Origin of the sequence: Bradyrhizobium mercantei (genome assembly GCF_001982635.1) — a bacterium.
Taxonomy (GTDB): domain Bacteria; phylum Pseudomonadota; class Alphaproteobacteria; order Rhizobiales; family Xanthobacteraceae; genus Bradyrhizobium; species Bradyrhizobium mercantei.
The window spans coordinates 1-22,078 of sequence record NZ_MKFI01000014.1 but is presented as its reverse complement, the minus strand read 5'-3'; the positions used below and the strand labels follow the sequence as shown (position 1 = coordinate 22,078).

The following is a 22,078-nucleotide window of genomic DNA, read 5'->3' as shown; positions in this document are numbered from 1 at the left end:
GATCGAAGGCGCGCGGTGGCAGGGACATCCGTGGGCCGCAACGGCCGCGGATGATGGGATCAGGACTATCATCGGGCAGGCACGCCGTCTCGCGCGGGCGCCGCCTTGGTATCTCTCTTGTTATCGGTCTTGACGTCGTCACAGGAGCAGCCCAGGCGGTCGAGCAGGCCGCACAGCCTGGCGGCGTCGGCATCGGACAATTTCGAGCCGACATGCTTGTCGATCGCGGCGGAATAGGCGCTCCACATCTTCTTCTGAAGCTCGCGGCCGGCCTCGGTGATCTCGACGAACTGGCCGCGCTTGTCGATCTTGCATTCGCGCCGGGCGGCAAGCCCCTCGTCGACCAGCTTGTCGATCAGCCGCGACGTCGAATATTGCGGGATCAGCATCTGCCGCTCGAGCTCGACCGGGCGCAGCTCGCCGGAGGGCGCGCGCGACAGCTCGAGCAGGGCGTCATACCAGGCGAGCGGCGGAAAGCCGGCCTTCTTCAGGTCGTGCTCGACGCAGTCCAGCACCCGGCTCGGCACCCGCATCAGGCGGATCCAGGCGGCCGTCGCCTCGCTCGATAGCTTGCGTTTCATGGTCTAGTCCATAGGGTCCCGGAACCGAGTGTACCGCACTGAATGCATCTGCATCAATCTTGACTATTTCATGCAGGCGCATGTAGGCAATCCCTCTCCGGACGCCAAGAACAAGGGAAGGAATACCCCCCATGAAGCTTTATTACGCCCCCGGTGCCTGCTCCCTCTCCCCCCACATCGCCCTGCTCGAGGCTGGCCTGCCCTACGACCTGGTCAAGGTCGATCTGCGCGCCAAGAAGCTCGAAAGCGGCGACGATTTCCTCGCTGTGAACCCCAAGGGCCAGGTGCCCGCGCTGGCGCTGGATACCGGCGAGCTGGTTACCGAAGGGCCGATCATCATCCAGATGATCGCCGACACGGTTGCCGACAAGAAGCTGGCGCCGGCCCGCGATTCCAACGAGCGCTACAAGCTGCTCGAATGGCTGAACTACATCACGACCGAGCTGCACAAGAATCTCGGTCCGATGTTCTCGCCGGTGCTCGCCGACGATGCCAAGGCCTTCTTCAAGGACCGCGCCATGGGCAAGTTCAAATATGTCGAGAGCCAGCTCGCCGGACGCGAATATCTGATGGGCAGCCAGTTCACGGTCGCCGACGGCTACCTCTTCACCATGATGATGTGGGCGCAGGACCGGCTCGGCTTCGACTTCTCCGGCCTGCCGAACGTGACGGCCTACAAGGCCCGCGTCGCCGCGCGCCCGAAGGTGCAGGAAGCGCTGAAGAAGGAAGGCCTGATAAAGGCGGCCTGAGCTTTCGAGCAAGCTTTCATCAGACGCGAAAGGGCCGGATCGGGATCCGGCCCTTTTTGTCTGAGCCCCCGATCAGCAAGCGGGGCGGTGCTGTCCTGCCTGATGAAGCTGCTGGGCGACTTGGTGCACCGCACCTTCCGGGAGAAATGAGCGGTGCAAAGTTTCGATACGTGCTGGAACAAATCAAATTTAATCCGCATTTTACCAATTAAGACTAAGTCGGTGTACTTCCGGCTGAGGGCGTTGACGTCCTTGTTCGTGCGATCCAACTGACCGACTATGACCTGCGGCGCGCCCTCCGCTCCAACTGGTCTGAAAATGTGACAATCGCCTTGACGCTTTTATTGACCAGCACGCTCGCCGGGCTGGCAACCGGTTTATACTTTCGGGTTTGGACATTGATGCTGGTGTCACCGCTGATCGCGGTGCTCGCAGCGATCGTGCTCCAATCCGGCGGCTTTACTTTTGCCACCGGTGCCCCAATCGTCGTCGCCTGCCTCGCCGTCAACCAGATCGCCTATCTCACCGGCGGAATGCTGTCGATGGAGAATGACAGCTCAATGGCGGAAGAAATCGACGGCATTCCAGGCCGCGGCCGCCAGCACAAGATCCACGGCCAGAACGATTAGCACCAGGGCGGTCCATGACGGACCCTTGCCGCGCAAGCGTAGCGGATTCTGGCGTCGCGGCGGCGAGAGCGGGAAAGAACGCTTGCCCGCGGTCTCAGCGGCACCTTCCTTGAGCACAACACGCATTGCACGACACCCCAGCCTGATCGTCGCCTTGCTGATCGTCTAGACGATCAACCAGCAAGAGTGATGCCAGCAGCGTGGTGCCAGTTGGGAACAAGCGTGGCGGGACTTTGACCGGCATGACCGTCACGCAACAGGATCAAGTCGGATCGATGACCCGACGCGCTTCACCTCGCCCCGCCTGTGGGGAGAGGTCAGAACGCGTCGTTAGATGCGTTCTGGGTGAGGGGAAGTCTCCGCGAACACAGCTATCACCGAATGTGCGGAGACGGCCCCTCACCCCAACCCTCTCCCCGTAAGAACGGGGAGAGGGAGTGGAGAAACGCTTACGCCGCCTGCTTCTTCGGCGGGAAGCGGCCGTAGAAGGTTTCGCCCTTGGCCGCCATCTCCTCGAGCAGCTTCGGCGGGGTGAAGCGCGAGCCGTACTTCTTCTCGAAGGCGTGGCAGAGTTCGACGAAGTTCTTGGTGCCCATGAAGTCGATATAGGACAGCGCCCCGCCGGTGAACGGCGCGAAGCCGAAGCCCAGGATCGAGCCGACATCGGCCTCGCGCACGTCGGTGATCACGTGATCCTCGACGGTGCGCGCCGCTTCCACCGCCTGCACCACCAGGAAGCGCTGCTTCAGTTCCTCGACTTGAAGCGTATCGGGATCGAGCTGCTTCGGTTGCAGGCTGGCGAGCCCCGGCCACAGGCTCTTCTGACCCTTGCCCCTCTCGGGATAGTCGTAAAAGCCCTTGCCGTTCTTGCGGCCGAAGCGGCCCTGCTTCTCGACCATCTCGACCATCAGCTTCTTCTGCGCCTGGTCGATCGCGTTGGGACCGAGGTCGGCCTCGGTCGCCTTGGTGATCTTCAGCCCGAGATCGAGCGCGACCTCGTCCTGCAACGACAGCGGCCCGACCGGCATGCCGGCCATCTTGGCGGTGTTCTCGATCATCGCCGGCGGCACGCCTTCGAGCAGCATCTCGTTGCCTTCGGAGATGTAGCGCATCACGCAGCGGTTGGCGAAGAAGCCGCGGGAATCGTTCACTACGATCGGCGTCTTGCCGATCGCACGGACATAGTCGAGCGCGGTCGCCAGCGCGACGTCGCCGGTGTTCTTGCCGAGGATGATCTCGACCAGCATCATCTTCTCGACCGGCGAGAAGAAGTGGATGCCGATGAACTTGCCCTGGTCCTTGAACTCCTCGGCCAGCGAATTGATCGGCAGGGTCGAGGTGTTGGAGGCGAAGATCGCGCCCGACTTCAACAGCGGCTGCGCCTTGGCGTAGGTGTCGGCCTTGACCTTGCGGTCCTCGAACACCGCCTCGATGACGAGGTCGCAATCCGCGATCACGTTGTAGTCTGACGTTGCCGAGATCCGTGCCAGGATGGCGTCCGCGGCCTCCTGCTTCATGCGGCCCTTGGCGATCAGGCCGTCGACCACGGTCTTGGCGTGGCCCTTGCCCTTGTCGGCGCTCTCCTGGTCGCGATCGACCAGCACGACGTCGATGCCGGCCTGCGCCGAGACATAGCCGACGCTGGCGCCCATGAAGCCGGCGCCGATCACGGCGAGCTTCTTGACCTTGGTCGGCGGCACGCCCGCCGGGCGGCGGGCACCCTTGTTCAGTTCCTGCATCGACAGGAACAGCGAGCGGATCATCGCTGCCGCTTCCTTCGAACGCAGCACCTTGGTGAAGTAGCGCGATTCGACCCGCAGCGCGGCGTCGATCGGCAATTGCAGCCCTTCATAGACGCAGCTCATGATGGCGCGCGCGGCCGGATAATTGTCGTAGGTCTCGCGGCGATAGATCGCGTTGCCGGCCGGGAACATCTGCATGCCCATCTTGGAGAAGACGGGGCCGCCGGGCAGCTTGAAACCCTTCTCGTCCCACGGCGCGACGGCCTTGCCGCCGCCCTTGATCCAGTCCTTGGCGGCCTTGATCAGGTCGGCTGCCGGGACCACGGCGTGGATCAGATTGAGCGCCTTGGCGCGGGTCAGATTGACCGCCTCGCCCTTGAGCAGCAATTGCATCGCGTCCGCCGGCTGCACCAGACGCGGTACACGCTGGGTGCCGCCGGCGCCGGGGAACAGGCCGACCTTGATCTCGGGCAGGCCGAGCCGGGTCTTCGGGTTCTCGGCCGCGACGCGGTAGTGGCAGGCCAGCGTGATCTCGAAGCCGCCGCCGAGCGCAAGCCCGTTGATCGCGGCGACCCACGGCTTGCCCGAGGTCTCGATCGCGCGGAACGACAGCGACATCTGTCGGCTCTGCTCGAACAGCATCTGGTTCGCGGCTTCCTCGCCCTTCTCCTTGAAGAGCTGCGCGTAGGAGCGGTTCATGCCCTCGAGCATCGAGAGATCGGCGCCGGCGCAGAACGCCTCTTTCGCCGAGGTGATCACGACGCCCTTGATCGCGGGATCACTCGTGGTCTGCTTGATGATCTCGCCGATCTCCTGCGTGGAGACCTCGTCGAAAACGTTCATCGAACGGCCCGGGATGTCCCAAGTAACCAGCGCAATGCCGTCGGCGTCGACGTCGAACTTGAAATTCTTGTAAGCCATGTTGCGGTTCCCAGTCTCTCCGTCATCCTGAGGTGGCCTCGCTCTTGCGAGGCCCTCGAAGGATGACCCGGTGAATTTATCCATCCTTCGAGGCTCGGGCTGTCGCCCTCGTACCTCAGGATGACGCTGCCTTCTCGGTTACACGCGCTCGATGATGGTGGCGGTGCCCATGCCGCCGCCGATGCACAGCGTCACCAGCGCCGTTTCCTTGTTGGTGCGCTCGAGCTCGTCGAGCACGGTGCCGAGGATCATCGCGCCGGTCGCGCCGAGCGGATGACCGAGCGCGATCGCGCCGCCATTGACGTTGATCTTGGCATTGTCGATGTCGAACGCCTGGATGTAGCGCAGCACCACCGAGGCGAACGCCTCGTTGAGCTCGAACAGGTCGATGTCCGACTTCTTCATGCCGGAACGCTCGAACAGCTTTTCGGTGACGTCGACCGGGCCGGTCAGCATCATCGCGGGCTCCGAGCCGATATTGGCGAAGGCGCGGATCTTCGCCCGCGGCTTCAGGCCGTACTTCGCACCCGCCTCCTTGCTGCCGAGCAGCACGGCACCGGCGCCATCGACGATGCCGGAGGAATTGCCGGCGTGATGCACGTAATTGACCTTCTCGACCTCGGGATGCGACTGGATCGCCACCGCGTCGAAGCCGGCCATCGCCGCCATCGCCGCGAATGACGGCTGCAGCTGCGCCAGCGACTGCATCGTCGTGGTCGGGCGCATATGCTCGTCCTTGGCGAGGATGGTGAGGCCGTTGATGTCCTTGACCGGCACCACCGACTTGTTGAAGCGGCCTTCATCCCAGGACTTCGCCGCGCGCTGCTGGCTCTGCACGGCGTAGGCGTCGACGTCGTCGCGCGAAAAACCGTATTTGGTCGCGATCAGGTCGGCCGAGATGCCCTGCGGCATGAAATAGGCCGGCACCGCCATCGAGGGGTCCATCGGCCAGGCGCCACCGGAGGCGCCGATGCCGACGCGGCTCATCGATTCCGCGCCGCCGCCGATCACGAGCTCATGCTGGCCGCTCATGATCTGCGCCGCGGCGAAGTTCACGGCATCGAGGCCGGAGGCGCAGAAACGGCTGATCTGCACGCCCGGCACCTTCTCGCCGAGGCCGGCGTTCAGCGCGGCAAAGCGGGCGATGTCGCTTCCGGCCTCACCGACCGGATCGACCACGCCGAGCACGACGTCGTCGACGGAGTCCTCGGGCAGATTGTTGCGCTCCTTGAGCGACTTCAGCGGCACCGTGGCGAGCGCCAGCGCGGTGACCTCGTGCAGCGCGCCGTCAGCCTTGCCGCGGCCGCGCGGGGTACGAACGTGATCGTAGATGTATGCCTCAGGCATGACGCCCTCCTTGATATGAGGATCATAATATATACGGAAGGAAGCGCCGCCGCATGGGTGCGGCGGCAATTTTTCAGGGCTTTCTTGTTTGACGCGTTTTCTTCATGCGAACCGGTATCCACTTCGCTGGAAAACGCTTCAGAACGCTTCCGCGGCCAGTTCCATCGTGGTGGCGCTGCCGCTCTGGATCCGGGCCAGGTGCACGGCGGTCTCCGGCAGCAGCTTCTCCATGAAGAAACGTCCGGTCACGAGCTTGGTGTTGAGGTAGGGCGTGGCACCGGCGGCGGCCTTGTCCTGCGCCACCTTGGCCATCTTGGCCCACATGTAGCCGAGCGCGACCAGACCGAACAACTTCATGTAGTCGGTCGCGGCGGCGCCGGCATTGTCGGGCTTGTTCAGCGCGTTCTGCATCAGCCAGCCGGTCGCCTGCTGCAGATGGCCGAGCGCGGTCGAAAGCGGCGTGATGAACGGCTTCATCGCCTCCTCAGTGCCATGCTCCTTGGAGAAGGCCGTGACCTCACCGAAGAACGCCATCGCGGCGCGGCCGCCGTCGCGCGGCAGCTTGCGGCCGACCAGGTCGAGTGCCTGGATGCCGTTGGCGCCCTCATAGATCATCGCGATGCGGGCATCGCGCACGAACTGCTCCATGCCGTGCTCGGCGATATAACCGTGGCCGCCGAACATCTGCTGCGCCGAGACCGTGTTGGCGAACCCGGTATCGGTCAGAACGCCCTTCAGCACCGGCGTCATCAGGCCCATGTGATCATCCGCGGCCTGGCGATCCTTCGGATCGTTGGACCGGTGCGCGACGTCGCTCTTCAGCGCGGTCCACATCACCATGGCGCGCGCCGCCTCGTTGAAGGCGCGGATGGTGAGCAGCGTGCGGCGCACGTCGGGATGCACGATGATCGGATCGGCCGGCTTCTCGGGCTCCTTCACGCCGGTCAGCGAGCGGCCCTGCAGGCGCTCGCGCGCATAGGCGACCGCATTCTGGTAGGCGACCTCGGACTGCGCCAGGCCCTGCACGGCGACGCCGAGGCGAGCCTCGTTCATCATCACGAACATGCCCTGCATGCCCTTGTTCTCTTCGCCGATCAGCCAGCCGGTGGCGTTGTCGTAGTTCATCACACAGGTCGAGTTGCCGTGGATGCCCATCTTGTGCTCGATCGAGCCGCAGCTGACGCCATTGCGCGCACCGAGCGAGCCGTCGGCATTGACCAGCACCTTGGGCACGACGAACAGCGAGACGCCCTTGATGCCGGCCGGTGCGCCTTCGATGCGCGCCAGCACGAGATGGATGATGTTGTCGGCAAGGTCGTGCTCGCCGGCGGAGATGAAGATCTTGGTGCCCGTGATCTTGAAGCTGCCGTCGGCCTGGCGCACCGCCTTGGTGCGGAGCAGGCCGAGGTCGGTGCCGCAATGCGGCTCGGTCAGGTTCATGGTGCCGGTCCACTCGCCCGCGACCATCTTCGGCACATAGGTCTTCTTCTGCTCGGGGGAGCCGTGCACCAGCAGCGCCGCGGTCGCGCCCATGGTCAGGCCGCCATACATCGCGAACGCCATGTTGGCGGAGATCTGGAATTCGTTGACCGCCTGCGAGAGCGTCACCGGCAGGCCCTGGCCGCCGAATTCCGCCGGCGCCGACAGGCCGAGCCAGCCGCCTTCGGCGACCTGCTTGTAGGCGTCCTTGAAGCCCTTCGGCGTGGTGACGCTGCCGTCATCATTGCGCTTGCAGCCTTCGAGATCGCCGGTGCGATTGAGCGGCTGCAACACCTCTTCGCTGAGCTTGGCGGCCTCGCCGAGGATCGCCTCGCGCACATCGGCCGACGCATCGGTGAAGCCGGGAAGATTGCCGTAGCGATCGATCTGGAAAACGTCGTTCAACAGGAAGTTGACGTCTTCGACGGGGGCTTTGTAGGTCGGCATGCTGATCTCCCGGCTGGCTCGCGGCCGCATGTGCGACCTATGCTGCGCAGCGTGTCCTTGGGTGTGTTGGAGCGGACCTTATCCGGTTCGGAGGGTCCGCGGCAGGTCCTAGCGAGACTGTGATTGCGACGTTGCGCCGCTCTGCTTCATCAACTCCTCGCCCATCATCCGATGCAGCAGGTTGATCGCCTTGAGCGGACGCACCATCACCTTGAAATGCGTGATCCGGTCGTCACCGTCGAATGTGATGATGTCGACGCCGTTGAGCTTGATGCCGTCGATCTCGTTCTCGAATTCGAGCACCGCGCCGGTGTCGTTCTTCCATTCGCCCAAATATCTGAAGGTCGGGCCGCCGAGCACCTTGGCGGCGCTGGTGAGATATTTGAAGGTGATGTCGCGGCCGCGCTGCGGCGTGTGCACGACCGGACTTTCGAACACCGCGTCGGGATGCAGCAGATCCCACAAAGCGGCGGTGTCGTGGGACTTCATGTAGGCGTACCACTTGTCGAGGCCCGGCTTGCTCATTCGGACGTCTCCTGCGGCGGGGTTGAGAGGCCTGAACATCGGCCGCGCGCGACAAGGCGGCAGGCCGATCACCATATGCATATTGACGCATATGCACAGTAACGCATAAAGTCAAGCGAACTTCGGAATGGCCTTTTGGGGAACTGAGATGGAGGTGGGCGTTGGCACTCGGTGACGCAATCCTCGCCTGCCTCACGGAACGTCCGATGACGGGCTATGAGCTCGCCAAGACGTTCGACGCCTCGATCGGCTTCTTCTGGAAGGCCGACCACCAGCAGATCTACCGCGAGCTCTCCCGGCTGCGCGACAAGGGCCATGTCCAGGGCCGCGAGGTGGTGCAGTCCGGCAAGCCCAACAAGCTGGTCTACACGCTGACGGCCGAGGGCCGCGCGGCGTTGAAGCACTGGGCGGCGCGGCCGAGCGTTCCGCCCTCGATCAAGGACGATCTGCTGGTCCGGCTCTATGCGCTCGATTGCGTCGACATCGAGCCGCTGCGCACCGACCTGATGGCGCGGCTGGAGCATCACCGCGACCGCTATGAGCGCTACGAGCGCCTGCTCAACAAGCGCTTTCCCGACGGCACCGCGCCGCCGGCCGACGTCGGCAAGATGCTCAGCCTGCGGCTCGGGATGCGCCATGAGCGCATGGTGGTGGAATGGTGCGAGGAGGCGCTCGACGCGCTGTCGGCGATGTCCGGCCGCGGCAACGTGCTGCCACTCGACGACGGCAAGCGCGAAAGCAACGGCTAGAAACAAATCGCGCGTATGCTTTGCGCGTGTCGCCGGGGCGCGGCGAAATCCGCTTTGCCGGAAAACGATAGGCCTGTCCTGATCCGGCGCAACAGGTTCCCGGATTCCCTAACTTTAAAGCCCGCCGGCTGCATTCCTTAACCCGTTATTTACCGTGACGGGAAAAAGTCAGCAGCTGAAGCAGACGACCAGCGCAGAATTCGATTGTCTCTTAACGGGAATGCGCGGGGAGGCTGCGGGCGCAGGGTGTAGCGCCGGAGTCGGGACCGGACGGAATCATGAATTCGCGCGTATCGTGGAGTGTTGACGGCATCGATCCCTCCGTCCGCGACAGGGCCGAGGCGGCTGCGCGCCGCGCCGGCATGTCGCTGAACGACTGGCTCAATTCCACCGTCGGCGAGCCGAGCCCGCCGGATTGGCGCATGGCGCCCGAGCAACGGCAGCCGATGCCGAGCCAGGAAAGCCGCGAGGTCGCCGACATCCACCAGCGGCTCGACGCGATCACCCGCCAGATCGAACAGATTGCCAAGCCGATGACGCGCGCCGAGGCCGTGCGCGCCGAGGTGCCGCGCGGCCAGCCCGCCGTCGCACGGCAATTGAACGACGCGATCTCGCGCCTCGATGCACGGCTGTCGCAAATTTCGCGGCCGCAGCCGGCGCGCGAGCCGCAACCCCAGCCCATGATGCGTGAAGCGCCGATGCAGCGCGAGCCGCAGATCAACGAACGGCAACTGGAGGAGAGGCTGCGCCAGGCCGAGGCGGTCGAGCGCGCTGCTGCCCAGGTCTACCGCGCTTCGCCGCCGCTGAGCCCGGCATCGTTCGATTCCGCGATCGCGGAAATCGCCGCACGCCAGAACGAGCTCGATGGTCCCGCACCGCGGCAGATGCCGCCGCGCAGCGCGCCGCCGATGCAGCAATCGGCGCCGCCGATGGCCGCCTACGCGCCACAGCCCGCGGCCCCCGCCGGGCCCGACTTCTCCTCGCTCGAGCGTCATCTGCTCAAGATCACGAGCCAGATCGAGGCGCTGCAGCGGCCCGACCATATCGAGCAATCGATCGCGTCGTTCCGCGGCGAGCTGGCGGAAATCCGCCAGGCCATCACCGAGGCGATGCCGCGCCGGGCGATCGAATCGATCGAGAACGAGATCCGCTCGCTGCATCACCGGATCGACGAGATCCGCCAGGACAGCAACAACGGCCAGGGCCAGGCGATTGCCGGCATCGAACGCGCGCTGTCGGAGATCCGCGAGGCGCTGCGCACGCTGACGCCCGCCGAGCAGCTCACCGGCTACGACGAGGCGATCCGCAATCTCGGCGCCAAGCTCGACATGATCCTGCGCGCCAACGACGATCCGTCGACGGTGCATCAGCTCGAGAGCGCGATCGCCGCACTTCGCGCCATCGTCTCCAATGTCGCTTCCAACGATGCGCTGCTGCAACTGTCCGGCGACGTGCATGCGCTGGCGGCGAAGGTCGACCAGCTGTCGCAGATGTCACGCGGGGAATCCTTCGGCGATGCGTTCGCCGGGATCGAGCAGCGCATCGCGGCGCTGGCCTCGTCGCTGGAAGGCCGCGAGCGGCCGGCCGGCACCGACAATACCGACGCCATCGAAAGCGCGGTGCGCACTTTGTCGGAGCGGATCGACCGCCTGCAGGTCGGCAACGACAGCTCGTCCGCGTTCACCCATCTGGAACAGCGCGTCTCGTATCTGCTCGAGCGCCTGGAGGCCGCCGACCAGCGTTCCGGCAATCTCGGCCGGGTCGAGGAAGGGCTGCATGACATCATGCGGCACCTCGAGGCCCAGCACGCCCATATCGCCTCGCTCGCCGACGCCACCCGCAACAACTTCGGCAGCTCCTCGCCGCAGCCGATGATGGACAGCGGCATCGTCGACCTGGTGAAGCGCGAACTGTCCGACATCCGCTTCAGCCAGTCGGAAACCGATCGCCGCACCCAGGATTCGCTGGAGACCGTCCACAACACGCTCGGCCATGTCGTCGATCGGCTGGCGATGATCGAGAACGATCTGCGCACGGTGCGCACCGCGCCGCCGCCGGCTCCGCCCGCTCCCGCACCGGCCGAACTGCGGATGGAAGCCCCGCGGATGGAGATGGCGCGCGCGGCGATGCCGCAGCCGATCGCGCAGCCGCAACCTGTATCCTACCGGTCTGAATCGTACCGGCCTGAACTGCCCAATCCTGCGCTGGCGCAGGAGCACTTCATGTCCGCGCCGCGCGAATTCCATGCCGCGCAGCCGGTCGAGGCCGCGCCGCCGCCGCTGCCGCCGCGCGCGATCAGCGAGATCCTCGAGCCGCATGCGACGTCCGCCCGCGCGGCGATCGCGCCGGAGCTGCCGCCGGATCATCCGCTCGAGCCGGGTACGCGCCCGTCGGGCCGCGTCTCCTCGCCATCGGAGCGGATCGCGGATTCCGAGCGCGCGATCTCTGACCTTCCCGCCGGCAAGAAGGAGCCGGTCTCGACATCGAGCTTCATCGCCGCCGCGCGCCGCGCCGCGCAGGCCGCCGCCGCACAACCCGTCAATGAGAAGGCCGCGCGCGCCGCGAGCAAGGCTGCGGCCAAGGCCAAGGAAAAGGCCGACAAGGCTGCGAAGGCTGCCGCCAAGGCCGGCGCGCCCGCATCCGGCGCGGCCGCGACTGGCGCGCCGGAGGCCCAGCCTTCGACCATCACCTCCAAGATCCGCTCCCTGCTGGTCGGCGCGAGCGTGGTCGTGATCCTGCTCTCGACCGTCAAGATGGCGATGAACCTGCTCGACACCAGCTCCGCGCCGCAGATGCCGGCGGCGATCGAGCACAGCGAGCCGGCCGCGCAGCCGCCCGCCGAGAATTCGATCATGCCTGCCCCGGCACCGGCCGCACCTTCGAGCGTGCCCGGGCCGTCAGTGCCCGGGCCGTCGATGACCTCGCCGACGCCGCTCGGCCGCCAATCCAACAACACGGCGGCGCCCAACACGCTCGACAGCGCGCAGGTGACGATCCCACCGGCAACCTTGCCCGCACCCGCCGCCGCGCCGGAGCCCGCCGCACCAGCCGCCGCCGCCAACGACGTCACCGGCGCGATTCCGACCGCGCCGCCGCTCGGCGGCAAGCTCGCCACGATCCAGATTCCGGCGGGCGAGAAACTGCCCGACGCGATCGGTGGCCTGGCGCTGCGCAGCGCCGCTATCAAGGGTGACGCGGCTGCGGCCTACGAGGTCGGCGTCCGCTTTGCCGAGGGCAAGGGCGTGACCGCCAATGTCGACGAAGCCGCCAAATGGTATGGCCGCGCGGCGCAGGCCGGCGTGGTGCCCGCGATGTTCCGGCTCGGCACCTTCTACGAGAAGGGCCTCAGCGTGAAGCGCGACTTCGATACGGCGCGGCGCTACTACGTGCAGGCCGCGGAGCGCGGCAACGCCAAGGCGATGCATAACCTCGCCGTGCTCGACGCCGATGGCGGCGGCAAGGGCGCCGACTACAAGAGTGCGGCGCAGTGGTTCCGCAAGGCGGCCGATCGCGGCGTCACCGACAGCCAGGTCAATCTCGGCATTCTTTATGCACGCGGCATCGGTGTCGAACAGAACCTCGCCGAGTCCTTCAAATGGTTCAGCCTCGCGGCCGCGCAGGGCGACGCCGACGCCGGCCACAAGCGCGACGATATCGCCAAGCGGCTCGACCCGCAGTCGCTGGCAGCGGCCAAGCTTGCGATCCAGACCTTTACCCCCGAACCGCAGCCGAGCGATGCGGTCAACGTGCCGGCCCCGGCCGGCGGCTGGGACGGCGCCCCCGCGCAGCCCGCGGCGGCGAAGGGAGTCAAGCAGCCCTCGAAGCGGACCGCGGCGCTCGCCGCTCCGGCTCACTAAAACGAGAATAGCTGCGGCGCCTTGACGGCGCCGCTGTCCTGTACCTCCACCCTTCCGCCGTGTAGACAGGCGCGCAGTCCCGCGCCAACCGCGCATCCGTTCCGGAGGGTCAGGCTTGTCTGTCGACGATCCTCAGGATGATGGAACGGGCCACCGTTCGTCGCCGACCGGTCCCCGCGTCGCGCCACCGCGCCAGACTCCATCTCCGTTTGCCGCGCGCCCCAGCGCGCCGCCTCCGCCTCCGCAAGCGAAGGTGGCCTCGCCGCCCGGCGCTTTCCGGTTCTCGCTCTGGTCCATCATCATCTTCGTGCTGCTGCTGTCGAGCGTCGCCATTCAGGCCTATCGCGACCTGTCGCGGCCGGGTGCCTGGGATTTCTGGCGCGAAACCTACATCGCGGCGAGCATGACGTCGGCGGTGATATCAGATGTCGACATCGACGGGTCGGGCCATGGAAGGCGTGCGCTCGCGATCAGCGGCAAGATCGGCTCGGCCAGCGCGAGCTGGTTCCGCGACCGGCTCAGCGAGGCGCGTCTCGCGCCTGGCGATGCCGTGCTGCTGTCGTCGCAGGGCGGCGCGCTGAACCAGGCCGCCATCATGGGCGAGGTCATCCGCGCGCATGGCCTCGTCACCGCGGTGGCCACATCAGACGCCTCGGGCAAGCTCCGCCCCGCGGCCTGCGCCAGCGCCTGTGTCCTGGTCTATGCCGGCGGCGAGACCCGCTACGGCATCGCGGGCTCGCGGCTTGGCGTGCATCGCTTCACGACCAGCGCACCGGTCAGCGATCCCCTCGCCGAGGCCCAGCGTATCCAGGGGATGGTGCTCGGCTACATGACCAAGATGGGCGTCTCGTCTGCCGTCGTCGAGGCGATGTCGCAGACCTCGGACATCCGCTGGTTGAGCCCGAAGGAGGCGCTCGCGCTCAACCTGATCACCAAGCCGGTCGATCGGCCCTGAAGCATGATCCGGAAAAGTGCGGAGCGGTTTTCCGAAAAGGTTCATGCTCAAATAAGCCGATACAGACGTCATTAATCTGAATTATCAACCACGTGCGCAGCATAGCGGCAAGGTGCGGCGAAAAATGCCACCCCGGGCGGATTCTTTAGTCCCTCCCCTCGCCGATTTCAGTTATGCAAGAACGCGGCAATCGACCCGCGTTCGCCTGCTTCTTGCGCGCCGACCGGATTCGTTCAGCCGGAGAATGCCCGACCCGAACGACATCACGCCGTGATGCGGCCTTGCGCCCCAGCATGCGGCGAACCGACAAGAAGCGACGCGCGTGCAGCTCTATCTCCCGATCGCCGACATCCCGGTCAATGTCTTCCTCATCCTGGCGATGGGCGCGGCGGTTGGATTCGTCTCCGGCATGTTCGGCATCGGCGGCGGCTTCCTGATGACGCCGCTCCTGATCTTCGTCGGCATCGCGCCCGCGGTCGCGGTTGCCTCGGTGGCCAGCCACATCGCAGCATCCTCGTTCTCCGGCGCGATCTCCTATTGGCGCAGACGCGCGATCGACCCGCTGCTGGCGGCGGTCTTGCTGGTGGGAGGCACGCTCGGCACCACGCTCGGGGTCTGGACCTTCACCTTCCTGCGCTCGCTCGGCCAGCTCGACCTGATGATCGCGCTGTCCTACGTCATCCTGCTGACGACGGTCGGCGGGCTGATGTTCTGGGAAGGCCTGCGCGCAATGCTGCGGTCCCGCGGTGGCGGCCCGGTCACGCTGCGCAAGCCCGGCAGCCATGGCTGGATCCACGGCCTGCCGCTGAAGCTGCGCTTCAAGCGCTCCAAGATCTACCTCTCGGTGATCCCGGTGGTCGCGATCGGGCTCATCATAGGCTTCATCGGCGCTGTCATGGGCATCGGCGGCGGCTTCATCCTGGTGCCGCTGATGATCTATGTGCTGCGGGTACCGACCTCGACCGTGATCGGCACCTCGATGGTGCTCACCCTCGTCACCATGGTGTTCGCCACCATGCTGCACGCAGTGACCAACCATCTGGTCGACGCCGTGCTGGCGCTGATCCTGATGATCGGCGGCGTCACCGGCGCGCAGTTCGGCGCCCGTGCCGGCCAGAAGATCCGCGGCGAGCATCTGCGTCTCTTGCTTGGCCTGCTCGTGCTCGCGGTCGGTATCCGCTTCGCGGTCGAGCTGGTGATCCGGCCGCAGGACCTGTTCAGCATCCGCGAAACCGGCGGAGCGCCGCCATGAGGCTGCGCGCGCTGCTTGCGATCACGAGCCTTGTCGCCGGCCTGGCCGCCACACCCGCCTGTGCCGAGCGGCTGATCGTGTCGGTCTCCAACCACCGCGTCACCGTGACGCCGAACTATTCCGGCGGCGAGCTGGTGCTGTTCGGCTCGGTCGAGAAGGACGACAAGACGCCGCCCAATCGCGGCAATTACGATCTCGTGGTCACGGTATCAGGCCCGCGCGCCGACATGGTGACGCGACGCAAGGAGCGCAAATTCGGCATCTGGATCAACACCGATTCGCGCCAGTTCCTGCAGGTGCCGGGCTATCTCGCGCTGTTCTCCAATCGCCCGTTCGACCAGATCGCCTCGCCGGAGGTGCAGCGGCGGCAGCAGCTTGGGCTCAACAACGTGCTCTTGATGCAGCGGGTCGGCCCCGACTTCGCCGACGTGGTGCCGAACGACCCTTTCCGCAGCGCCTTCGTCCGCCTGCGCTCTGAGCACGGACTCTATCGCGAGGCGACCTCGGCGGTGACATTCCTGACCCCGACCCTGTTCCGTACCGGCATTCCGCTGCCGGCCGAGGTGCCGATCGGCACCTACAATGTCGAGATCAAGCTGTTTTCCGAGGGCGCGCTGGTGACCAAGACCGAGACCGCGTTCGAGATCGTCAAGGTCGGCTTCGAGCAGTTCGTCGCCACCACCGCGCGGCAGAACGGCCTGGTCTACGGCCTCGTCACCGCGTTCATGGCGCTGATGACCGGCTGGATGGCCTCGATCGTGTTCCGGAAGGACTAGCCGCCCTATCCGTGCAACGCGCTTTCGAACGCGTCGCTCAGGATCGAGAGACCGAGATCGATCTCGTCATCGCTGATCGTCAGCGGCGGAGCCATCCGGAACACGCTGCCCATGCCGGGCAACTGCACGATGTTGGTGCTCATTCCGAGCTCCATGCAGCGCTGCGACACAAGCGTTCCGAGCGCCTCGTCAGGCTCCTTGCTGAAGCGGTCGCGCACGATCTCGATGCCCTGCATCAGCCCGCGGCCGCGCACGTCGCCGATGCATTCGAAGCGGTTCTGAAGCGCGAGGAGCCCGTCCCGCAGCCGCGCGCCCGCGATCCTGGCGCGGTCGACCAATCGGTCGCGGAGGATGATCTCGATCACCTTCAGCCCGACCGCGGCCGGCATCGGGTCCGACACATGCGTCGTGTAGAACAGGAAGCCGCGTTCGTGACACCGCTCTTCGATCTCGGCCGAGGTGATCACCGCGGCCAGAGGCAGGCCGGCGCCGAGCGTCTTCGACAGCGTCAGGATGTCGGGCACGGCGCCATCGCGCTCGAAAGCGAACATGGCGCCGGTCCGGCCGAGGCCGGTCTGTGCTTCGTCTATGATCAACAGCATACCGCGGGCGCGGCACAGCTCCTTCAGCGCGGCAAGGTAGCCCTCCGGCAGATCGATCAGCCCGCCGGAGCTGAGGATCGGCTCGGCGATCATGCACGCCAGCGATCCTGTCGATTGGCGGTCAATGAGATCGAAGGCGTAAGCCAGCTCCGCCCGCCAATCGGCCGCATGGCCGAAGCGCGGGCGATAAAGGTTCGGCACAGGGATCGCGAGCGAGCCGACCGGCGCCGGACCATAGCCCCGGCGGCCGGCCGAATAGGTGGTGGCGGCCGCGCCTGACGTCATGCCGTGCCAGGACTGCGCGAACGCGACGGTCTCGAAGCCGCCGGTAGCGAGCTTCGCCATCTTGATCGCCGCCTCGTTCGACTCAGCCCCGGTGCTCAGCAGCATGACGCGATCGAGCCCCGGCGGCAGCAGCTCAGCGAGCTGTTCGGCCAATGACACGACCGGACGGCTCAGCATGCCACTGAACAGATGGTCGAGCCGTTCGGCGTGCGCGCTGATGGTCCGGACGATCTCGGGGTGACCGTGACCAAGCACGGCGCTCATCTGCCCGGAGGTGAAATCCAGGATGGCGCGGCCGTCGGCGTCATAGACGAAGGACCCGGAGGCGCGCTCGATGATGACGGGAGCGAATGTCCCGCCGTAGCGGATGAGGTGCCGCCGCGCGCGATCCCAAAAGGATTTGTCGTCGTTTCCGGCCATGCCCGTTCCCTGCTCAGTCGCCGCTATTGGCGTCTCCAGCGCATCTTATGCGCGCATCGCAGCAATGACATTGCGATTTGAGATGCAATTCAGCCCCTCTTCTGCAATCAATTGCGCAAAAGACGGAAAATGCGAAAGAAATGGGAACCACGATCGTGATCGACGAGATGGACCGGAAAATCCTCGATGTGCTGCAGGTCGAGGGACGCATCACCAATCTCGAGCTGGCCGAACGGATCGGCCTCTCGTCCGCACCCTGCATGCGACGCGTCCGCACGCTCGAAGAGGACGGCGTCATCAGTTCCTATGTGGCACTGGTCGACCCTGGGCGGATCGGACTAGGCTTCGACGTGATCGTCGAGGTCCGCCTCAAGCAGCAGAACAGGGAATCCTTCGAGCGCTTCGAGAAGAAGGTGATTGCCCTTCCGGAGGTGGTCGAATGCTGCATGATCGCCGGCGATTGGGACTACGCGCTGCGGGTCGTGTCGTCCGACCTCGCGCGCTATCAATCATTCATCCTCGATCGCCTGATGCATCCGGACACCGATATCGCGAGCTACCGCACCACCATCATCCTGCGAAAGGTCAAATCGACCACCAAGATCGACAGCTCGCTGTTCGCCGAGGATTAAAGGAGAAATCCGATCCCCATCGCGATCACGCTGAGCGCCATCGCAGCCGTGGAGAGCCAGCCGAGCCAGTACAGCGTACCGCCGATCGCGAAGCGGCCCATCACCTCCCTGTGGCGCGCCATCAACATCAGCAGCACCATCACCGGCACGGCGAGCACGCCGTTGACCACCGCGCTCCAGTACAGCGCCGCGATCGGATCGATCGGCGTGAAATTGAGCGCGATGCCGACGCCGCCCGACAGCGCCAGCACCGAATAGAACGCGACCGCCTCCTTCGGCTTGCGCGTCAGTCCGACCGGCCAGCGCCGGCCCTCGCTGACCGCATAGGCCGTCGCCCCCGCGAGCACCGGGATCGCCAGCAGGCCCGTGCCGACGATGCCGAGCGCGAAGATCACCTCGGCAAACGGCCCGGCGATCGGGCGCAACGCCTCGGCGGCCTGCGCCGAGGTCTGGATGTCGGTCTTGCCGGCGGCGTGCAGCGACGCCGCGGCGGTGACGATGATCGACAGCGCGATCACGTTGGAGAACGCCATGCCGGTGATGGTGTCGGCACGGATCCGCGAAAATTCCTTCCGCGCGCCGTGATGCTTCTCGATCAGCGGATGCTTGCTGACATCGATACGCTGCTCCTCGGCCTCCTGCGAGGCCTGCCAGAAAAACAGATAGGGTGAGATCGTGGTGCCGAGGATCGCGACGATGGTGGTGAAATAGTCCGCGCTCCAGCTGACGCGCGGCAGCAGCACGCCAGCCAGCGCCTGCGTCCACGACACCTTGGCAAACGCGAGCGCCGCGACATAGGCGAACAGGCTGAGCGTCAGCCATTTCAGCACGGCAACATAGCACCGGTAATTCATGAATACCTGGGCAGCCACCGAGGTGACGCCGAACAGCACGACATAGAGGATGGCCGGGCCGCCGATCAGAAGCCTGGTCGCATCGGCCATGGCCGACAAGTCGGCGGCGATGTTGACGGTGTTGGCGACGAACAGCAGGGTCACAACGGCAGCGAGCAGCCAGCCCGGATAGTGCCTGCAGACGTTGCCCGCGATGCCGTGGCCGGTGACACGGCCGACCCGCGCGGAAATCTCCTGGATCGCGGTCATCAGCGGGAAGGTCAGCAGCATGGTCCAGCCGATGCCGTAGCCGAGTTGCGCGCCGGCCTGGCTGTAGGTGCCGATGCCCGATGGATCGTCGTCGGAGGCTCCGGTGATCAGGCCGGGACCGAGCGTCTTCAGGATGCGGCTGACGCTCAACGGCTCGCGCGGTGGCTTGTCAGTCGACAGGCTGCGGGACTTGCCGTGCTCTCGCGGGGTCATCCTCTGCTGCGTCATGTCCGGCTCCGGCCGTCGCGATAACGGCTCGGAGACCGGCAAGGTTCCTAGAGTGAAACCCTTGGCGCGCTGACGGCGGCCCCATGGCCGCCGCTAGCGGTCGGATGCTCATGCAATGCGCGCCTTGGCGGATGCGGCAGGCCGCGTCACCAGATAGATGCCGAGCGCGACCGGAACGATCCCGAGCAGATCGCGAAATTCGACATGCTCGCCGAGCACGAGATAGGCGAACAGCATGCCGAGCGGCGGCATCAGGAAGTGATAGGCGCTTGCGGCGGTCGCGCCGCACACCTTCAGGAGATGAAACCAGAGCAAATAGGCGAGGATCGAGCCGCCGAGCACGAGGAACGCGAAGGCGCCGGCGAGCCGCATGCTGGGCACGATGTCACTGATGCTGGACAGCGTGAAGGCGAACGGCATCACCGCAAGGCCGCCGGCGATGTTCTGGATGCCGTTGCCGATCCAGAGACTCCCCTTCGGCGCCAGCAGCTTGAACAGGACGGTGCCGGCGACGATCGAGGCGAGCGAGGCCAGCGTGAACAGGATGCCGTGCGGGCTGTCGCTGCCGACCTTGATCCGATGCCAGACGATGAAGGCGACGCCGACGATGCCGAGCACGAGACCAACCACCTTGCGCAAGGTCATGCTCTCGCCGAGGAACATTGCAGCCAGCATCGCGGTGAACACCGGGTTGGCGGAGACGATCAGCGCGCCGAGCCCGGCCGAGACCGTCTTCAGGCCGGTATAACCGAGGCCGAGATAAAGCGCGTTGTTGGCAACGCCGATCACGGCGAACACGGCCGCGTCGCGCCAGCTGAGATCCCATTTGTCGCTGCGCAGCCAGGAAATCCCGAGGATCAGGACGCCGGCCAGTGAGAAGCGGGCGGCGAGCAGGATCAGCGGCGGGCAATCGGTGACGCCGATCTTGCCGGCGACGAAGGCGTAGCTCCAGAGCAGGCAGAACAGCGCGATCAGCAGCGGCAGGGTGTTGAAGCGGGCGCGGGGTGCGGCAATTGAAGATGCGGCGGACATGGCAGATTCTCCTTCGCCCATGATTTAGGCCCGCGCCTTGATATTTGGAAATTAAATGATAGACTGACATGCAGTGGATTTATGAATGGAGGCTGCGATGCTCGACCTGGAGCTGCTGCGCAGTTTCGTCTCGGTGGTGGATGCCGGTGGCTTCACCCGCGCCGGCGAGCGCGTCCACCGCACCCAATCGACGGTGAGCCAGCAGATCAAGCGGCTGGAGGAGGATGTCGGCCAGCCGCTGTTGATCCGCAGCGGCAAGGACGTCACCCCGACCGAAGCCGGCGATCAGCTCCTGACCTATGCGCGGCGGCTGCTGGCGCTCGCCGAGGAGGCGCGTGACGTGGTGTCGCGCCCCGGCAGCGGAGGCGCGATCCGGATCGGCATCACCGAGGATTTTGCCGCCTATCGGTTGACGAGATTACTCGCGACCTTCGCGCGCAGCCATCCGAATTTGCGGCTCGATGTGCGCTCCGGCCAGAGCCTGTTCCTGTACCGCGACCTCGAGCGCGGCGATCTCGATCTCGCGCTGATCAAGCGCGCGGCCAGCGAGCGAGGCGGCATCGCGGTGTGGCCGGAACGCGTGCATTGGGTGACGAGCAAAAGCCATCCGCGCGACACCACGACCGGCTCGGTGCCGCTGATCGGCTTCGGCTCGGGCTGCCTCTACCGCGCCCACGCCATCCATGCGCTGGAGAGCGCCGGCCGCAACTGGCACATGGCCTACACCTCCTCCAGCCTCGCCGGCATCCAGGCCGCAGTCGCCGCAGGCCTCGGCTTGAGCATTCTTTCGGAAATGTCGATCCAGGCCGAGCATCGCGTGCTGACGGCGAAGGACGGCTTTGCGCCGATCGAGCGAACCGAAGTCGCGCTCGTCGCCGCGCCCGAGGCCAGCCCCGCGACATTGCGGCTGGCGGACCGGCTCGCGGAGTATTGCGAGAGCGTGCAGGCGAAGGCGGCGTGAGGCGAAATCACGCTACCTGCTGTCGTCCCTGCGAAAGCAGGGAGGTGGATTCACACTCGAAGTGCAACACGTGAGCAGCAAAGACCTCTGCGGGGGTCCTGAAGTCAAGGCATTTGCGCGGGGTGTTGTTGTAGGCGGCGATGGACTTGCGGAGGCGGCGGGTCGGCAGCTTCTCGAGGTCGGTCTTGCGCGGGATGAAGCGGCGCATGCGGCCGATGGCGTTCTCGATGCCACCTTTTTGCCAGGGGGCGTGGGGATCGCAGAAGAACGTCTTGATCAAGAGGCTTTGCAGGGAAAGGTGAGATGCGAACTCGGTGCCGTTGTCGAAGGTAACGGTCTGGCGGATCGGCTCTGGCAGCACCTCGAACAGGCGCACGAGATGGTGCGCGACGCCGGAGGCGAGCTTGCTTGCGAGGGGGACGCCGAGCAACAGGCGGGAGGTGCGCTCATGCACGGCCAGGATCTGCTGACCGTATTTGGAGAACATCATGAGGTCGGCCTCCCAATGCCCCGGGGTCTTGCGATCGGCGACCTCGATGGGACGCTGATCCAGCGAAACACGGCCCTCAATGAAGCTTGCGGGACTGCCGCCCCGCTTGCCGCGGCGACCGCGCCTGCTCTTGCCGCGCGGCAGATAGCGCCGCCAGCTGAAGTCCGAGGTGCGGATGAGCTGGGCGTAGATGAAGCGGTAGATGCTCTCATAGGAGATCACCCTGCGGCCGTGCTCGCGAGCCAGCCGGCCGGCGACCTGCTCGGGCGACCAGCCGCGGCCAAGACGTTCCAACACCGCACGGCGCAGGCCGGGC

18 protein-coding genes are annotated in these 22,078 nt (G+C 65.7%); 9 read left to right on the top strand and 9 right to left on the bottom strand.

Going from position 1 to position 22,078, the window contains the following annotated elements:
* Window positions 1-68: 68 nt before the first annotated feature.
* Window positions 69-581 carry a MarR family winged helix-turn-helix transcriptional regulator gene (locus BI327_RS39470; RefSeq protein WP_076867042.1) on the bottom strand — a complete coding sequence of 171 codons (513 nt, stop codon included), beginning with the start codon at window positions 579-581 and terminating at the stop codon, window positions 69-71.
* Window positions 582-712: 131 nt separating this feature from the next.
* On the opposite strand from BI327_RS39470, the gene gstA reads away from it, so the two are divergent.
* Together gstA and BI327_RS39460 are read left to right on the top strand one after the other, a co-directional pair.
* The gene (gstA, locus tag BI327_RS39465) at window positions 713-1,330 is read left to right on the top strand and encodes a glutathione transferase GstA (RefSeq protein WP_076867041.1); all 618 of its coding nucleotides are present in this window, start codon (window positions 713-715) and stop codon (window positions 1,328-1,330) included.
* A gap of 344 nt (window positions 1,331-1,674) precedes the next feature.
* A complete protein-coding gene (locus BI327_RS39460; protein ID WP_245335070.1) occupies window positions 1,675-1,959 on the top strand; it encodes a hypothetical protein in 285 nt (94 codons plus the stop codon).
* 449 nt (window positions 1,960-2,408) lie between these two features.
* Here BI327_RS39460 and BI327_RS39455 read toward each other — a convergent pair whose 3' ends face one another.
* The 4 genes from BI327_RS39455 to BI327_RS39440 form a co-directional block, all read right to left on the bottom strand.
* Complete coding sequence (locus BI327_RS39455) at window positions 2,409-4,622, bottom strand: FAD-dependent oxidoreductase (RefSeq protein ID WP_076867039.1); 2,214 nt, start codon at window positions 4,620-4,622, stop codon at window positions 2,409-2,411.
* 138 nt (window positions 4,623-4,760) lie between these two features.
* Entirely contained in the window at window positions 4,761-5,969 is a 1,209-nt protein-coding gene (locus tag BI327_RS39450; protein ID WP_076867038.1) for an acetyl-CoA C-acetyltransferase, read from the bottom strand.
* A 138-nt stretch (window positions 5,970-6,107) separates the two neighbouring features.
* Window positions 6,108-7,895 carry an acyl-CoA dehydrogenase C-terminal domain-containing protein gene (locus BI327_RS39445; protein ID WP_076867037.1) on the bottom strand — a complete coding sequence of 596 codons (1,788 nt, stop codon included), beginning with the start codon at window positions 7,893-7,895 and terminating at the stop codon, window positions 6,108-6,110.
* A 108-nt stretch (window positions 7,896-8,003) separates the two neighbouring features.
* A complete protein-coding gene (locus BI327_RS39440) occupies window positions 8,004-8,420 on the bottom strand; it encodes a nuclear transport factor 2 family protein (RefSeq protein WP_076867036.1) in 417 nt (138 codons plus the stop codon).
* A 161-nt stretch (window positions 8,421-8,581) separates the two neighbouring features.
* On the opposite strand from BI327_RS39440, the gene BI327_RS39435 reads away from it, so the two are divergent.
* From BI327_RS39435 to BI327_RS39415, 5 genes are all read left to right on the top strand, one after another.
* Window positions 8,582-9,169, top strand: coding sequence for a PadR family transcriptional regulator (locus tag BI327_RS39435; protein WP_026191938.1), 588 nt, complete (start codon window positions 8,582-8,584; stop codon window positions 9,167-9,169).
* Between the two features lie 278 nt (window positions 9,170-9,447).
* Complete coding sequence (locus BI327_RS39430; RefSeq protein ID WP_076867035.1) at window positions 9,448-13,026, top strand: SEL1-like repeat protein; 3,579 nt, start codon at window positions 9,448-9,450, stop codon at window positions 13,024-13,026.
* A gap of 115 nt (window positions 13,027-13,141) precedes the next feature.
* Complete coding sequence (locus tag BI327_RS39425) at window positions 13,142-13,981, top strand: COG3904 family protein (protein WP_076867034.1); 840 nt, start codon at window positions 13,142-13,144, stop codon at window positions 13,979-13,981.
* 322 nt (window positions 13,982-14,303) lie between these two features.
* The gene (locus BI327_RS39420; RefSeq protein WP_076867033.1) at window positions 14,304-15,233 is read left to right on the top strand and encodes a sulfite exporter TauE/SafE family protein; all 930 of its coding nucleotides are present in this window, start codon (window positions 14,304-14,306) and stop codon (window positions 15,231-15,233) included.
* Entirely contained in the window at window positions 15,230-16,009 is a 780-nt protein-coding gene (locus BI327_RS39415) for a TIGR02186 family protein (RefSeq protein WP_076867032.1), read from the top strand. The genes BI327_RS39420 and BI327_RS39415 overlap by 4 nt, the downstream gene beginning before the upstream one ends.
* Before the next feature lie 5 nt (window positions 16,010-16,014).
* Here the strand turns inward: BI327_RS39415 and BI327_RS39410 are convergent, their stop codons facing one another.
* The gene (locus tag BI327_RS39410; RefSeq protein WP_076867031.1) at window positions 16,015-17,316 is read right to left on the bottom strand and encodes an aspartate aminotransferase family protein; all 1,302 of its coding nucleotides are present in this window, start codon (window positions 17,314-17,316) and stop codon (window positions 16,015-16,017) included.
* Between the two features lie 140 nt (window positions 17,317-17,456).
* Here BI327_RS39410 and BI327_RS39405 point away from each other — a divergent pair, with 140 nt between their 5' ends.
* Window positions 17,457-17,948, top strand: coding sequence for an Lrp/AsnC family transcriptional regulator (locus tag BI327_RS39405; protein WP_083742409.1), 492 nt, complete (start codon window positions 17,457-17,459; stop codon window positions 17,946-17,948).
* Here BI327_RS39405 and BI327_RS39400 read toward each other — a convergent pair.
* Window positions 17,945-19,279, bottom strand: coding sequence for an NRAMP family divalent metal transporter (locus tag BI327_RS39400; protein ID WP_076867030.1), 1,335 nt, complete (start codon window positions 19,277-19,279; stop codon window positions 17,945-17,947). The genes BI327_RS39405 and BI327_RS39400 overlap by 4 nt on opposite strands.
* Window positions 19,280-19,387: 108 nt before the next feature.
* On the bottom strand, window positions 19,388-20,311 hold the full coding sequence (locus tag BI327_RS39395) for a DMT family transporter (protein WP_076867029.1): 924 nt from the start codon (window positions 20,309-20,311) through the stop codon (window positions 19,388-19,390).
* A 97-nt stretch (window positions 20,312-20,408) separates the two neighbouring features.
* Here BI327_RS39395 and BI327_RS39390 point away from each other — a divergent pair, with 97 nt between their 5' ends.
* The gene (locus BI327_RS39390; RefSeq protein WP_076867071.1) at window positions 20,409-21,272 is read left to right on the top strand and encodes a LysR family transcriptional regulator; all 864 of its coding nucleotides are present in this window, start codon (window positions 20,409-20,411) and stop codon (window positions 21,270-21,272) included.
* A 7-nt stretch (window positions 21,273-21,279) separates the two neighbouring features.
* Here the strand turns inward: BI327_RS39390 and BI327_RS39385 are convergent.
* Window positions 21,280-22,078, bottom strand: a 799-nt coding sequence (locus tag BI327_RS39385; RefSeq protein ID WP_076867028.1) for an IS30 family transposase, incomplete at its 5' end; no start/stop codon positions are given.